The 16,296-nt window shown below is 43.4% G+C and carries 15 protein-coding genes; 3 read left to right on the forward strand and 12 right to left on the reverse strand.

From position 1 onward, the window contains the following. Position 1: 1 nt before the first annotated feature. The 11 genes from wecC to QVP94_RS16025 form a co-directional block, all read right to left on the reverse strand. Positions 2-1,207: a UDP-N-acetyl-D-mannosamine dehydrogenase gene (gene wecC, locus QVP94_RS15975; RefSeq protein ID WP_005855781.1), complete on the reverse strand. Its 1,206-nt coding sequence runs from the start codon at positions 1,205-1,207 to the stop codon at positions 2-4. Positions 1,208-1,268: 61 nt separating this feature from the next. Then, entirely contained in the window at positions 1,269-2,855 is a 1,587-nt protein-coding gene (locus QVP94_RS15980; RefSeq protein ID WP_130882261.1) for an alginate lyase family protein, read from the reverse strand. Then, positions 2,837-4,954 (reverse strand): bi-domain-containing oxidoreductase, encoded by a 2,118-nt coding sequence (locus QVP94_RS15985; protein ID WP_036628673.1) that lies wholly within the window; start codon positions 4,952-4,954, stop codon positions 2,837-2,839. Before QVP94_RS15985 ends, QVP94_RS15980 begins: the two co-directional genes overlap by 19 nt. Before the next feature lie 2 nt (positions 4,955-4,956). Further along, positions 4,957-5,952 (reverse strand): glycosyltransferase family 4 protein, encoded by a 996-nt coding sequence (locus QVP94_RS15990; RefSeq protein WP_005855765.1) that lies wholly within the window; start codon positions 5,950-5,952, stop codon positions 4,957-4,959. Between the two features lie 347 nt (positions 5,953-6,299). Next, positions 6,300-7,382, reverse strand: coding sequence for a glycosyltransferase family 4 protein (locus tag QVP94_RS15995; protein ID WP_009276326.1), 1,083 nt, complete (start codon positions 7,380-7,382; stop codon positions 6,300-6,302). Beyond that, complete coding sequence (gene wzy / locus QVP94_RS16000) at positions 7,379-8,560, reverse strand: oligosaccharide repeat unit polymerase (protein WP_005855761.1); 1,182 nt, start codon at positions 8,558-8,560, stop codon at positions 7,379-7,381. The genes QVP94_RS15995 and wzy overlap by 4 nt, the downstream gene beginning before the upstream one ends. Positions 8,561-8,606: 46 nt before the next feature. Further along, positions 8,607-9,545 (reverse strand): glycosyltransferase family 2 protein, encoded by a 939-nt coding sequence (locus QVP94_RS16005; protein WP_005855759.1) that lies wholly within the window; start codon positions 9,543-9,545, stop codon positions 8,607-8,609. A gap of 100 nt (positions 9,546-9,645) precedes the next feature. Continuing rightward, complete coding sequence (locus QVP94_RS16010; protein ID WP_130882263.1) at positions 9,646-11,193, reverse strand: lipopolysaccharide biosynthesis protein; 1,548 nt, start codon at positions 11,191-11,193, stop codon at positions 9,646-9,648. Positions 11,194-11,412: 219 nt separating this feature from the next. Then, positions 11,413-11,724: a HepT-like ribonuclease domain-containing protein gene (locus tag QVP94_RS16015; RefSeq protein ID WP_229036893.1), complete on the reverse strand. Its 312-nt coding sequence runs from the start codon at positions 11,722-11,724 to the stop codon at positions 11,413-11,415. Positions 11,725-11,779: 55 nt separating this feature from the next. Then, complete coding sequence (locus tag QVP94_RS16020; RefSeq protein ID WP_022192975.1) at positions 11,780-12,073, reverse strand: nucleotidyltransferase family protein; 294 nt, start codon at positions 12,071-12,073, stop codon at positions 11,780-11,782. A 69-nt stretch (positions 12,074-12,142) separates the two neighbouring features. Further along, positions 12,143-12,571: a hypothetical protein gene (locus QVP94_RS16025; RefSeq protein WP_005855752.1), complete on the reverse strand. Its 429-nt coding sequence runs from the start codon at positions 12,569-12,571 to the stop codon at positions 12,143-12,145. A gap of 137 nt (positions 12,572-12,708) precedes the next feature. Here QVP94_RS16025 and QVP94_RS16030 point away from each other — a divergent pair, with 137 nt between their 5' ends. Then, the gene (locus QVP94_RS16030; RefSeq protein ID WP_005855750.1) at positions 12,709-13,272 is read left to right on the forward strand and encodes a BT4734/BF3469 family protein; all 564 of its coding nucleotides are present in this window, start codon (positions 12,709-12,711) and stop codon (positions 13,270-13,272) included. A gap of 55 nt (positions 13,273-13,327) precedes the next feature. Further along, positions 13,328-15,160: a DUF3987 domain-containing protein gene (locus QVP94_RS16035; RefSeq protein ID WP_022192976.1), complete on the forward strand. Its 1,833-nt coding sequence runs from the start codon at positions 13,328-13,330 to the stop codon at positions 15,158-15,160. A 133-nt stretch (positions 15,161-15,293) separates the two neighbouring features. On the opposite strand, the gene QVP94_RS16040 is transcribed toward QVP94_RS16035, so the two are convergent. After that, on the reverse strand, positions 15,294-15,533 hold the full coding sequence (locus tag QVP94_RS16040; protein ID WP_005855745.1) for a DUF4248 domain-containing protein: 240 nt from the start codon (positions 15,531-15,533) through the stop codon (positions 15,294-15,296). A 229-nt stretch (positions 15,534-15,762) separates the two neighbouring features. Here QVP94_RS16040 and QVP94_RS16045 point away from each other — a divergent pair, with 229 nt between their 5' ends. Continuing rightward, positions 15,763-16,260 carry an HU family DNA-binding protein gene (locus QVP94_RS16045; RefSeq protein ID WP_005855743.1) on the forward strand — a complete coding sequence of 166 codons (498 nt, stop codon included), beginning with the start codon at positions 15,763-15,765 and terminating at the stop codon, positions 16,258-16,260. Positions 16,261-16,296 lie beyond the last annotated feature (36 nt).

The raw sequence follows: 16,296 nt of genomic DNA on the forward strand, positions 1-16,296 counted from the left end.
ATTATTTCTTGAATGTCCCGCAAAAGTCCAGCACCTCCACGTCATCCCGATAATTCAACCCCGCAAACTCCCTATGATTCACCAAGAAAACCACGATGTCGGCTTTCTCATAGGCCTCCTTATAAGGGGTCAACTTAAACAGCTTATGCTCCGAAACGTTCGGCTCCACCACCATGATGTCAGCGTTGTTGCACGATTGCAACACCTTCGTCGTTATTCCCTTGGCCGGAGACTCGCGCAAGTCATCGATATCAGGCTTGAAAGCCAAGCCCATCATTGCCACCGCCGGCTTACGCCCATGCTTCAGCTCAAACCGTAGCATGGCGTTCCTCACTTTCTCAGCGCACCAAAAAGCCTTGTAATTATTCGTCTCACGGGCCGTCGAGATCATACGGCTCTCCATCGGAAACTCCGCCGTGATGAAATAAGGGTCCACCGCTATGCAATGACCACCAACACCGCAACCCGGCTGTAAGATATTCACACGGGGATGCCTGTTCGCCAAATCGATCAGCTCCCACACATTAATTCCCGCTTTATCGCAGATAAACGACAGCTCATTGGCGAAAGCGATCTGCACGTCCCGGCTTGAGTTCTCGGTCAATTTACACATCTCGGCCGTCTTGCTATTCGTTGGGTGAAGCGTACCCTTCACGAACTGGCCGTAGAACTCCATCGCCTTACGGGTAGAGGCCTCGTCCATGCCGCCGATGACCCGGTCGTTATGCACCAACTCATGGATCACGTTACCCGGAAGCACCCGCTCCGGGCAATAAGCGATATAGATCTTGCCCTCCAGTTCCGGCCGCTCCGAGAAAATCAACCTAGCCATCCGTTCGGTCGTTCCCACTGGCGAGGTAGACTCGATCACGTACAAATCCCCCTCCTTCAACAAAGGAAGCACCATACGGGTAGCCGACTCCACGAACGATACGTCCGGCTCATGATCCCCCTTGAAGGGAGTGGGTACCACCATGAAATAAGCGTCGCTCACCCGAGGCTCGGTGTAAGCCTTGAAATGTCCGGAGGCCAGCACCTCCCGCAACATCTCCTCCATACCCGGCTCGATGATATGCAATTTCCCTTGGTTGGTAACCTCCACCACTTGGGCGTTGATATCCACGCCGGCGATATCCACCCCGTGCTTTGCGGCAATAATAGCCGTGGGCAGGCCAATATAGCCCAAACCCATGAAACATGCTTTCATAAGAATTATGTATTATTTTTTAAGTAAGATATTAGGCAGATCAAGAATGGTCCAACAACGATCAACCGATTGTATAAGAAAGTCTCTTCACAAAATGAATACGAATTGTCTTAGATAGGTGAAAACGGTTATACGTAAATGACACTTGGTCATCTACAATCTCGACAGAGGATGCGCCGGCCACTCTTATCGCTGCGATATTCGTCACGATCTCAGTCCGTGAACAAGACATGATCTCCACATCCGGAGCCAGATGGATCAAGCTTACGGCTTTCACGCCAGTTGAGACAGAGTCCTCTATCCTAAAACAATCCTTATCAATCGTAAATTTTCGCCGATGCCTACCCAATGAGCCAAAGCCATCATGCCAAGCCTCCACCTCATTCGGAGAATCTTTAAGAAGCGTCACCCTTGCCCGCCTCCCCACACGAAAGCCTCCCCATACCTCGCTAGAGTTCTTATCCCCTATCATCACCGTATTATGGGCTGCCGTGCCACGCTCGTATTGCCTACGGGCTGTCTTTTCATACGTAGAAATTCCGGTATCTATAACGAAAAGCTTACCCCCTATCCGCAACTCATAATTGAACATATCCGCATGCGAATGGCCGGGTTGGTAAGAGGCCCTTATGTCTCCAACATCCACGATAGCCTCCCAATGGCCCGCCATCAATTTTCGATAGCCACACGCTTCCATCGGAAACTTTTCCCAATCCATATCCAATCGCTTAGCGTATGCAAACAATTGAGTCGGAGAAGGCGCGATTCCCTCAGCGGAATCATTCAGGAGAGGTATCGTATTATCTTTATAAACCACAGAGGCTAAATGTCCCAACATGCTACTAGCCTTCTCCCGTAAGCGTTCATTCAGACCTTCCTGCCCTATAAACCGCAAATTATTCATAGAGACATTATAGCAATCCAGCAACCGATCCAACAATATACAATGATACATCGGTGATTGCTCGTAATGAGCACCATCCGGAAGGAGTTGTTCTTCCAGCTCTTTAAATAATAGGTCTTTCGCCTTTTGATAGATCGACTCATCCTTAAAATAAAGCCCGGCCCATAACAAGGAGAAAGCGTCTTCCAATAAGTGATTCCCTAAAAGATGATATTCCAGATTATCCAGTAAAATCTTATATTGGGCATACAAGGAGGAGTCCCATTCTCGCTTATTCTCTGCCGGAATATAAGGATGATATTTCGACAGGAACTTGATCCAATTGATGCCTCGTAAAGCGATCGGATAAGGTTCCAGACCATTCCTATTCCCCTCTATTTCATCGACAAACTTATCGATCCAGCAAACGGCCTGTTCGAAAGATATAGTTTCTTGATGAAGGTAGTCCATATAATTTAGATTATAGGACCATAACTTACCAAAGCTCTCATCGTTCCATCCTAGAAAAGCGGATTCCTTACCCAAGAAAGAGAAATGCCCCGTAACACTATCCAAGTCCGTATATTTCGAGATGAAAAGTTTAAAAGACAAAGGATGTCCCACTCTCGGTAATGACAATACATACCGAAAGCTCCTGTATTTCCTAATATATGCCCGTAGCCTATACCAGACTTGATAACGAACTTGGCGAGATCTCAAGTTCCGAAGAGTAGAAATATATAATTTTAGAGATTCACCCAACATCTCTCTTTCAAGCTCGTAATGCAAGCGAAAGTAGCTTTCGTCGTATTCAATATACTCCCAAATGGAATCAAAGGCTTACCGCCCTCCCGGATACGTTCATTCAACAACGTAAATTGACGTTTTTGCCCTTTATCCATACCGGCCTTCATCGAAGAGAAACCCTTAAAACCATACCCGGTCAATTTACGCCAGTTATCCAAGACCAAGACCCTCTCCTGAGAGAAAACCTCCACACGTTCCTTCGCGTACGATTTCGAGCCGTTCGCAAAGTAATTGATCACGGCGTTCGTCCCATTTGCGTAACGAAGCAATATGCTGGCATTATCCGTATTCTCCTCCGGATTTTCGCCTAACGCATTCATGCAGACCGCCACGACCTCCGAGCCCGCCAAGAAGGAACATAGATCGATAAAATGGCAAGCCTCACCAATGATCCGCCCTCCACCTATCTCTAGATCGTGTACCCACACTTCTTGCGGGATAAATCCGGCGTTCATCGTCGCCACTATATTTTTAGGTCCGTCACCTAGCAATCGCTTCATTTTCTCGGCGAACGGAGAGAAACGCCGGTTAAAACCAACCGTCAAGGTCGTGCCCTCAGGAGCCCCTTGATAAGCCCGTATAATATCATCCAATTCCGTCTCATTCAAGCATAACGGTTTCTCCACGAACACGCTTTTCCCATTCCGTAAAGCCTCTATCACCATCCGGGCATGCAGGTTATGGCGTGTCGTGACCATCACCAAATCCACCTCCGGATCTTTCAATATATTTTGATAGTCCGACGTGGCGTTCTCCGCCCCCGCCTTCCTCGCCAATATCTTGGCGGACAATCCTTGGGCACTCGCTATATACTTGATTCTAGCGTGGGCCTTAGCCAAGCAAGGTATGACCATGGCGGAGGTATAATTGCCCGCCCCAATAATCCCGATCTTGCCCTTTCCACTCACAAAGGTATTATTGCCGATAGAGACAACAGACTCCATTTTTGAATCAGCGGGAAACCGCAATATAGAGGCGATCGATCCTTTCTTGCGCATATCGCCGTAAATCTCCTCATAATCCACCAAGTCAACCTCTTCCGTTATCAACGACTTGACATCCAACGATCCGGAAGAGATCGCGTGGAGTATCGTCTCAAAATTACGCTTTTCCGTCCAGCGGACATAAGCCAACGGATAATCATGCCCCTTGTTCTCATATTCCTCGTCATAACGTCCGGCCCCGTACGAGCAAGATACCTGAAAACTCAACTCCTTCTTATAGAAGTCATCCCTTCGCATATTCAATCCGATAACACCCACCAACACGATCCGTCCCCGCTTACGGGACATCTCACACGCTTGATGGATCACCTCATGGCTTTGCGTGGAGGCCGTGATCAAGACACCATCCGCACCGATACCACCCGTATAATCCTCCACGAACCTTACCGGATCCGTACCTTTGCCCGGATTAACGGCCACGATTCCCTTCGAGGCGGCCATATCCACCTTCTGCTGGTCAAAATCCACCCCGATAACCTTACAGCCGTTCGCTCTCAACAACTGCGCCGCCACCAAACCGATCAATCCCAGACCGACCACCACGACCGTCTCGCCCAACTGAGGATTCAATAAGCGGATTCCTTGCAAGCCAATCGAGCCAATCACCGTAAAGGCCGCCTCCTCATCCGTTATATCATCCGGCACCTTCGCCACCAAGTTCTTCGGCACGCAAACAAACTCCGCATGGTTCCCGTTCGAGACCACCCGATCGTCCACCTTGAACTCCGCGACACCTTTCCCTACAGCTACCACACGTCCGACATTGCAATATCCCAAAGGTAAAGGCTGCCCTAGCTTATTGAACACGGCCTCCAGTGTCGGTTGCAAACCATCCGTCTTTATCTTGTCCAAAACTTGCTTCACCTTATCCGGTTGTTGCCGTGCCTTATCAATCAGGTTCGCCTTTCCGAACTCCACGAGCATACGCTCCGTTCCCAAGGATACTAAAGAACGAGACGTTTTAACTAGAACATAACCTGCTCTTACTTGAGGAACTGGTACTTCTTCAAGCACAGTTCGCCCTGATTTTATATCTTGAATAATCTGTTTCATAATTATTCTTTATACTTTTTCACAACATTCATTATATCTTTTTCTCTTCTTGCCATTGAAAATAATGTTTCAATCCTACTATGAGCCGCAATACTAATACTCTCTAAATCATTATTCCAATAATCCTCTATAACATTAGCAATAGTTTCCGGTAATGTATTCCTTATTATTATTCCTGCATTTCCAACAACATTTAGAACTTCTCCAACATCTGTTGTTACGACTACAGTCCCACAACTCATAGCTTCCGCAATAGCTAACCCAAACCCTTCATATCGTGAAGGTTGTAAATAGAAACGACAGCTTTTCAAATAACACAATTTTTCCTTCTCTGAGATTTCACCTAAAATACTAATATAAGCATTTAAACCTTTCTCTGATATATATTTCTTCACTTCATCAAAAGCATCTCCTTTATGTCCTGCAATATTAAGATGCATATCTAACTTATCTTTCAATAATTCAACCGAATCTATAATCTCATACAAACATTTTCGTTTCACATTTTCTTTTCCTGTCCAACAAATAGTAAACAATTCATTTCCTCTATTGCAATACATTCCCCTTGAATACTTTACAGTATCTATACAATGTGGAGAATATACTATATTTTTAAGATTCCAATCTTTATAAATTTGTTCATACTCATTTCTTGAGACTAGAATATTTTCATTTGCATATTTAATAGAAAATTTAATCAATAACCTTTCTAATAACGGTCTTCTATAGTAATCCGAAGCAGCCATTGGACACTTATAATTAAAAGTTCCTGTTATTACAACTTTTTTCCTCAACAGCTTTGAAACAACTACAGGAAAAAAGGCATATGTCCACCACCAAACAAAAATTACATCTGCACTCCAATCTATTTCGCTATATTTAGTAGCTATCGTCAAACTGGGATCTATTTTTTTTAAGATTTTAATATCCTGATTATAGAATTCGACTATAAATAGCTTACTCTTATCTGATATCTTACAAAAGAAACATATTTTCATAATTCCGTTCTAATAAATTCAAATCATCACTTATTTGTTAATATTCAATTTAGATAACACCTCTTTTTAAAGACACTTTTACGTTAGTACTAAATTAAGTAACACCCTTTTTAAAGAGCACTTTACTATGCCCTAAACTAAATTCTATTAAAAATCAATTATAATTTTAATATTAGCAGGTATCCAATATAATTTTATCGAGAATAAAATTCTGACTTCTCATGCAATTTTTAAAGTTTTTCTCAAAAACATACGCCAATAAAATTTCATGCATAATTGCCTTATAATTTCACAATCACCATTATACTATAATAAATTTAATACTCCAACATTACTTCCATATTGATTTAGTTTATTAGTTCCTTTATTACAAAATTTTCTATATCTATATCCAAATCAGAAAGAGAACGAGCATTGCGATAAGTATCTAGAGCACCATCACACAATTTCCGATGGTAATCTGTATCTACACACAGTTTCAAAATGGCTTTTTTTAGATCCAATATGCTTTTATTCCTCACTAATATGCCATTCCTATCATTTTTTACTGTAAAAGGTATAGCTGAATTATCAAACGCTATAACCGGTAGTCCGTAAGACATAGCCTCAATTAATACCATACCATAACCTTCCAGTAAAGATGGAAATACAAAACAATATGCTCGAGAATAATATGACCTCAATTCTTCATCTGATATACGCCCTACAAAAGTTACAATATCCTCCAGCCCATATAAGTGAACCAAAGACAACAGACATTTATAGTATTTTTTTTGAGAAAGATCCCCCACAATATCCAAATGAATACCAGATCTTTCCTTTTCAGACATCTGTCCTATTGCCTCCAGTAAATATAAAAGTCCTTTCCGTTGATATACAGTACCTACAAATAATAACTGTTTCAACACATAGCAAGAACATGTTGGAACATCTTTCTTGAATGCCATTTCGAGAAAAACAGTACGACTATCTGGTCTCATCTGCTTTATCAAGGAATGCGTATATGGATTGGGAGTTATAATAGCGAAAGACACACCCAATCCCAGCCATTCCAACATGTACTGTAATTGTCTTTTTATTCCAGACATTTCTTGGTACCGAAAATGATGATGAATAACATAGACTTTCAACTTAGGATAAAATATTCTGAAAAAATAAAGCAGCCAAATAGATTGAGCAAACCAACCGCTATTTAAGAATACAGCATCGTATGAACCGATTCTCCTACACGACCAGAGTATGTATGCAGGCAACAACCACTTATTAATGCGTCTAGTATGATCTTTTGTAAAAAAGGACATATCTATCTGTCCTGAAAAAAGTATTCTTTTAAAAAGATAAGAATCATATAACTCTCCTCCTGTCGTAGGATATAGATAATTCCCCGATGGATATAACACAAGTACTTTCTTTTTCTTTTTCTTTTTCATTTCCATATTATTATGTTTGATATAGACAATGTAAACCATATTATCAGCAGGGTATATATAGTATTAGAAAGAGCTGAAATATCTCCACTTGTAGCAAACTCTATTGTTAAAATATAAGCAATTCCAGAAGCATTTGGAAATCCTATCCTCTTTGTTAGATTAAATATTATAATAAGAAGAAAAGTCATCAGAAACAGGTTAAAAAGAAATATGTAAGGAGATTTAACATATGACATTATTAAAACCCCTATGACACCAGGCATAGTTGAACTGTTTTCTAATTTTGAATGCTTTATTTGCTCTTCCACATAGAATCCAGTACTCTTAAACTCAGGTCTGTATCCCCAATAATGTAATGTATCATAAAAGTAAAAAAAATCGGGGATTAATTCCAAATCATAAACATTTTGTGACGAGTTCTGTAAAATATAGGCACTGTTGGAAAAACTACTTATTCGTCCACATAATTTCCCAACCATTATATCCATGTTTGAAGTTTCACTCATCCCTCCTTGTCCCCTTAATTGTGCACGAACATTATAAGCGGAAGAGACAACAATCGGAACCAAATAGAGTATCGCTAATACAAACAAGAAATTTCGCTTCACAAAAGATTTCACCTTCTTGCCTTGCCTAAACAATAAGATGAGTAATAGAATAAAGAACCCTCCTAAAGAATGAGCAAGAATCGTGTGAATAGAAAACAAAAGAACAGTTACAGCAAGATTTTTACGGCTATTGGAAATCAGCAAATAAGCAATAACCCATGGACGTACCATCAACTTGAAGAAAGCCGAACGGATATAAGAAAAAAATCCGCCGTCTATTTCTATCGAAGTTCCCATTTGGCCATATCCAGTAAAGAGTAGACCTATATGAACCAACAATAAAAGCCATGTAATATTGCGAATTATCGCAACCTTGAACTTATCGGGTACATTTTCTGTCTCTTTAGACCTATACCGTTTATACAATCCATATATACCTATATAAGGAATGATAGTCAATACAGCTATAACCAACAAAGCAGGTAACGGAAATAACACATCACGTTGTATGAAATCCCCGTTATACACTCCCAATATAATGGTATACAAACAACTGCCAATTATTGCCAACATATATGGCAGTAAAACTAGCTTTGCACCATATGTATCTATTCTTGAGACATCAGACATAAAACTAATAAAATTGCTAACTGTTTATGATAAGATTCAACAATAGTTAACGACAAAAAGTATAAAAAAAACGTGCAATATAAGGTGATATATAGAATGCTATCCAAAAAAGAGTCTTCCTCTTAAAAGAGAAGTTTTGATGAAGAATAGCTTTTCTCACACCTTCAAAATCTTTTTTAAATGTTACGATGTATGGATTTTCTCCTGCAGATGTTAGGATAACACATGCTTGCCTATATCGTAAAGCAGGATAAATTTCTTTAAATTGATTCTCTGATAATTTGCAACGAAGTAAATCGCAGAGTTTTTCACATTGCTCTACCAAAATTTTCACAGGACGACGTGTTAACGAGCTGTAATTTACATTTTGGACATAATGATAAAATGCTTTTGGTACATATGCCATCTTTATAGGATGTGCCAACAGGCATACACTGACATAAGTATCTTCTCCATATGACAACCCTTCCGGAAAATTCACATCATATTTGCTGTAACAAGCTCGTTTAACGAGCTTGTTACAGCAGCTGCCATGCAGCTGCTGGAACACATCTTTTAGCATCACACAATGCTCTAATATAAATAACCGTTGCTTCACGTAAGTAGATTTCTTGGAAGTATCCCGCCATACATCACAAATTATCATATCTGCATTTTCTTCTTTTGCCTTTCCGTATAGTTCCTCCAGCATATTCGGTTCCACCCAGTCATCTGGGTCAGCGTGTATCACGTACTCGCCTCTTGCATTGTTCATTCCACACTGTCGAGCGGACGCTACTCCACCATTCTCTTTATGGAATACACGGACACGATTGTCCTTCCGGGCATACTCGTCGCAAATTTCTCCGGAACGATCGGGACTCCCATCATCTACCAGCAAAATTTCATAGTCTTGAAAAGTCTGTGCTAGCAGGCTGTCTACACAACGCCGCAAGCAGGATTCCGCTTTGTAAACAGCAACAATAATAGAAATTACAGGTGTCATTTGTTATATTTATTAAACATTTTTTACTTTGAATATTATAAACCATACAGCCTATCTTAGCTAACTTTTTAATGTATCATACAACCTATATATCACTATACTATTTTCTCCCATTCATCATACTTTGAATTCTTCGAATAAAGCGATTCAAACCAAGTCCTAAAAAATAAAACATAGATAAAAGAATGAGTGTATACAAAATCGTAATAAACACTCCATATACAAAAGAAGATAAAGCACTTTCAAATGAGTGCATTGGGACAAATTTCAATACAGAATAAGTAAGTATTATACTAACAATTGCAACACTTAAATGCTTAACGTACATAATTATATACAATTTCAATCGTTGTTTCAAAGCTTTTCGAAACAAATAATAAGGTTTCCAACAAAAAACAACAAGAAATAAACTTATCAACACACCCAACAATACACCATTTAACCCCCAAAAATATCCTAATAACACAGACAAACAGATATTGATAGAAGCCTCCGTAACTGGAGCAAAAATATCACCAAACAAACCATAAGCATTGATATAAGCATCCACGGTCGTACGGTTTAATTGAATAAACAAAGTAACAGTCATCAATAGCAATGTCATGGTATCCATCACATATTCATTACCCACCCAAAGTATTACAAATAAAGGAGTCAACATAAACACTCCAAAACACATTATACAAGTGAATAGAAAACGAACAGAGAATAATTCCTCAAACACCGACATAATCTGTTTACGATTTCCCTCTGCCACTAAATTCCCAATTCCTGCGTTCATGCTATTAAAAATGGCAGTCATCAAAGTTTGAATCCCAAGGATAACCAACATGTAATTGCCATATAACGCCACTACAGTTAGTGTAGTGTAGGCGTAAATAATGATCGGGCTAGTTTGTGTCAAAGCAAAGCTACCGATCTTATGAAAAAACAATTGCTTAACTTTCTTAATAATAGCTGGATACTTTCTCGATAATTCCCGACCTCGTCCTAATTTAGTTTCTAGAAATGGATAAGTCTGCCGGACCATTCTATTTAACACCAACGAAGCTACGATCGCAAACACAATCTCCAATACCAACCACCATACATAACCGTCTCTCAAATATCGAATCGCCAATATCTGACAAAGGGTTTTAATCAACATCGAGGCCTTATAGCTATACTGGATCTTATACTCTTTCTGGTCAGCGGATAAAACGATCTGCTTATAATTAACAAAATAACTCAGCAATGCACTAACTAGCAGCACTCCGAAAGAAGCATACGCATACCATAAGGGTAACGGCATCTTAGCGAAGATCCAAGGGAAAAACGCCATCAACACGAGACTTCCCACTATCACGATCCATGCGATACGCCGATACAACCAGCCTTGCAAGGAAACAATCTCATTGATAGCAACCGTATCCTTCTCTAATAAAGGCTTATATAATGTACAAGCAATGGCTGATCCTATTCCTAATTCCGCAAGGTTCAAGAACTGAAGCAAATTGGTAGCCGTAGTATTCAGTCCCAAGATCTCTGCCCCAAGATAACCCAAGAATACCTTACGGGAGAAAAATTGAAGAACCAGATTAATAAAATAAAAAGCCAAGGCTACCAAACTATTTTTTATACTTTTCGAAGTTCGTGAGTCTGTTACCATTGCTACAAAGAATTGTGTTTAATACAAAAATTGCTCTCCATGATAAAGAGCATACGCACGTAGAGGAACAGCGTATTCTTCGCTATCCGCTTATTATTCTCTGATTTACTAGGAATAAAGACAAGTACACAAACCACTCCCATCCCGCCGGTAAACCAGTAGGGCAAAAAACGAGTGTCTTGATTTAAAATGAGTTTAAACTATATTTATCGTGATAAGTCACCGAGACAAATCCCTCAGCATAACACAAATAGTGGAGTACAAATCCGGAACCTCCTTTTGAAGACTATAAAGTATCACGCTTGCGTCAATATCAAAATAATGATGGACAATGATATCTCTCATCCCTTTAATATCCTTCCAGTTTACAGCCGGATATTTAAGAAGTAATTCCTTATTCGTTATTTTGTCTAGATTTTTGATTGCCTCACCTACAGCGACAAGTTTCATACAAACACTATCCAATAGAATCATACCGGACTCATTCATATAAAAATCATCAACCGTATGAATATGCGAAGTTCTTGCCATTATCATTGAAAGAGTATCCTTTATCTGCGATAAGGTATCCAAGGCCAACTCTCTATCAAACATAGATCCCCTCCCTCTCGATGCGTTTACGAAGCAACTGATTCATCCGGTCTCTAAGACGGATGATATCCACCGGGCTTCCCAACAGTTCTTCCAATTCATTTTTCAAATGGGAGAGAGAGAAAAGCCCTTGCGCCTCACCCTCGTAATAAATGTCCACATCACTGCTTTCCGTCTGTTGATCACGAGCTACAGAGCCAAAGATACCCATCTTCAAGATTCCGTACTTTTTGCCTTGACGAACCTTGAAGTCTCTTAATAACGCTAGGATCTCTTGTCTCGACTTCATAAGAAAATAGAATATTGACAAAGAAACAAATAAATATCCAATTATGCAATCATTCATAAACCAAAACACCTACCCCTCCCCCAGCACATACTTCACGATCGCCCGCCGGATATTGCGCAAGCTCTTGCCTTGCTTGAAGGGGAGCAGGGGGATGATGGCGTTGATGAATTCCTTGCTCTTGATCAGTTTGGCCGGTTCCACGCAGTCGCAAAAGACCTCGTTGAAAAGGTCGGTCAGCACCGTTTGGCAGAGGGTGGCCACATCCGGGCATTGGGCGATTCGCTTTACGAAGTCGTGACGCACCTCCTCGTCTTGGATATAGGAGGCTAATAAATCACACGGCTCCGGATCCGGCCTCACGTCCTTTTCCGAAACGACCTCCGGCTTTTCTCCCGGGTCCAAGCAAATATATTGAATGGCAAACATGGCGTTGGGCAGCACCTGTATGTTCTCGCCATGGATGTGCAGCACACACGGGCTCGCTTTCTCTTCACTCATATCTTCTTCTTTTTCCTGTCACCGAATTACTTTTATGCGCAAATAACTTACCGATAGGTGCAAATAACTTACCGGACCGTTTTTTCTCACTCTTTTACCTTTCCTTTACCAGCCTAAACTTTAAATCAAACGAGTTAATGAAAGAATGTATCATGTCCTTTTTCAACGCCCCCATCTCCAATCAAGTGCCGAGTGGCGTGACCAGTGTCAAACAGTTGCATACCTATATCACCTCCAACGAGTGGCTGAAAGAACGAACGCTCAGCGTACAGGACGCTTTGAGCGACGAGAAACGGTTCCGCAAACTGAAGCAAAACTTACTGCCATACGTCACACCGGCCGGGGTCTTCTCCTATCGCAAGGAAGACCGCCTGTTATTCCTTTCCGGAGAGTTTGTCATCGATATCGACCATCTCCCCTCGCCGGAGGAAACCCTCCACTGGCGAGACACCTTGTTCGCCGATAATAAACTGAGACCGGACCTAGCTTTCGTCAGCCCAAGCACCACAGGCGTGAAACTGCTCGTCCCCTACCGGCTCTCACCCAAGGCTTCCATAGAGGAATCTTTTGATAAGGCACGGCTATCGGCATGGGAATACCTGAAATGGAAATACGGATTGAATGCGGATGCCTCAAACGCCGATCTCTCACGGGCGTGTTTCCTCTGCCATGATCCCTCCGCTAAGTTGCGGGAGAGTTGATAGTTGACAAATGACAGTTGACAGTTTAAATCATAAATTATAACTTATAAATCAAATGAATCCATTATCAGATTTAGAGCGGCTTGTCGCCGCCATCGAACACCAAGGGGCGAACATCGCTCCCACTTACCAAGAGTATATGCCGATCGCCTTCGCCACCGCCAACGATTGCGGGGAAACGGGAAGGACGTTCTTTCATCGCATCTGCCGCCTGTCCGAGAAATACGTCTACGAAGAAGCGGACAAGCTATACGACCACGCCCTCAAAGCGGGCAACGGGCGCAACGGATTAGGCTCCGTCTTCCACTGGGCCGAGATTGCCGGCGTAAAAACGGACAAGCAACTGGCCGACACCTTCCGCCAATACCTGAGGGAGAACAAGAATCCTTCAAACCTTCAAGCCCCTCTCACACCCACACACGCACATACGTACGCACGTGAGGACTTGCCACCCGCTTTCCCGGATTATCCGTGGCCCCCGTTCATCAAGCAGATGATCGATTGCGGGAACTCCATCGCCCAGCGTGACATACTCCTGCTGGGAGTATTCACCGTACTCGGGGGCACCTTGAACAAGCGGGTACGGGTGTTATACGGACAAAAATACATGTACCCATGCCTACAAACCTTCATCGTAGCGCCTCCCGCCTCCGGAAAAGGAGCCTTGACATGGGTCAGGCGCCTAGCTGAACCTATTCACGAGGAGATGATGGCCCGCTACAAAGACAGCCTAAAGAATTATCGGGAGGAAAAGAACCGATGGGACTCACTCGGCAAGAAACGCTCCGAGACGCTCGAGCCGGAACAACCGCCCCTCAAGATGTTCCTCATAGCCGGCGATAACTCGGGTACCGGTATCCTAGAGAACCTCATAGAGGCCGACGGCGTGGGGCTGATCTGCGAGACCGAGGCTGATACCGTGAGTACCGCCATCGGAGCGGATCACGGCCATTGGAGCGATACCTTGCGTAAATGCCACGACCATGAGCGACTGGCCTTCAACCGGCGTACTAATCATGAGTACCGGGAATGCGATGAGTCTTATCTCAGCGTATTGCTAAGTGGAACCCCGGCGCAAGTAAAGCCGCTGATCCCCTCGGCGGAGAACGGCCTGTTCTCTCGCCAGTTATTCTATTTCATGCCACCCATCGATGAGTGGATGGACCAATTCGATTCAGAAGGCGAGGATTACGGCCTACGCTTCGCCACATGGGGAACACAATGGAAACAGGTACTGGACCTGATCAACGGATCGGTCCAAACGATCCAGCTAAGGCTATCCGAGAAACAGAAAGAGCTGTTCAACCAACGGTTCGCCCAGTTATTCTCCCACGCCGGTTACGCCTATGGAGGTTCCATGCGAAGCGCCGTGGCCCGTATCGCCATCAATACCTGCCGGATCCTGAGTATAGTAGCCCTGTTGAGAGCCTTGGAGAAATTCCTCCCTCCCCAACAAAAAATTTTCAATTCTCAATTTTCCATTTTCAATTCCCCCGGTCTCTCCCCCGCCCCGGAGATACCCATCGAGAATATCAAGGATGGTATCGTCCCCAAGCTGGACCTGCGGGTCACCGACGAGGATTTCCAAGCCGTACTCACGCTCATAGAGCCTCTTTACCGCCATTCGAGCTACGTGCTGGGCTTCCTGCCTACCTCCGAGGCCATCCCTGTCCAGACCTCTCCTGAACAGGCTTTATTCAATGCCCTCCCAATGATGTTCTGCCGTCGGCAGGCCGTGGAGGAGGCAGCGAAGAACGGCATACCCGAGAAAACACTCGACTCCTCCCTCAAACGGATGCTGGAGAAGGGAACACTGATCAAGACCGCACGGGGCGAGTACGCTTTCTCCTCGCACGTGTGTGTGCGTGAGAGACGCCCAAAGGAATGAAGGAATGAAGGAAATGCCACTACTGTCATCGCCCGTAAGCACTACCGTCGCAGCCCTACGCCAGTACTGGCGTTGTCTGATGCCAGTACCGGCATCGCCGCTCGCCTATACCGACGGGTGGCAGTGTCTCCTCTCAAGGACGACCCAAGTAACGGAAGATCAGCTCCACTTGGAGGGAGGTGAAGACCCGTTGCCTCGGGCGGTAGCCCGTATCACCAAGCTCCCGGGTCAGACGATCGTTATACCGCATCCATTCCGCCAGCCGGTTCAGGGCCGAGACGGGGCTGATCTCGGGGGCGTAGGCCATGGCCAGCTCCCGCTTGGAATAGGGCCGCACGGGCCACTCGTCGATTTGTGTATATCCTGTTCGCATATCGTTCGCATTTTTAAGATTTATCTTATTGGTATAAAGATACTTAAAACATACGACACGAACAACTATACGGATGTTTATTTTTCAGCATATCTCCTCTTTTATCTCCCTTATTCATCCGCTGTCAGCGGTATTCATTTCAGAGGAAACCGAATGTCGTACATTCGTTATCGAAAACAAATCGATTTCATTTTCAATTTTCAATTATCAATTTTTAATTATCAAATCTATGGCTTTAAATTACAGCGTGTCCCTTCGGACCAATCCTATCAAGAAAGACGAGCCGGCGAAAGCGTACGCCACGGCACAGATCAATGGTGAGCTATCGCTCAAGCAGCTGAGCCGCCGGGTATCCATGCAAACCACCGTCAGCCGGGCGGATGTGGTGGCGGTATTGATCTCCACTGTCGAGAACCTGCTCGATGCCCTCCAAGAGGGGAAACAGGTGGATTTCGGCGAACTGGGTAAATTCCGGCTCCATATCCTCAACGAGGGTGCGGAGAGTCTTGAGAAATTCACATCTACAAACATCACCGGGGTTAGTATCCAGTATATACCGGGCGAGGACTTGAAGAATGTCTTCGCCGGGCTGGAGTTCCAACCTGTGGCTACTCGCAAGGCTCAGCAAGCGGTGCTCCGTGCGGAGAAGGCTGGGGAGACTACCGTGGATATCTCGAAGAAGCCGGCTGCTGGGGGTGGGGATTCGGAGTCGCCTGATGAGATCTAACGTGTCACTTTTGGCTTGACCCAAAAGTAACCAAAA

This window comes from Parabacteroides sp. CAG:2 (assembly GCF_000436315.1).
Classification (GTDB): Bacteria; Bacteroidota; Bacteroidia; order Bacteroidales; family Tannerellaceae; genus Parabacteroides; species Parabacteroides distasonis.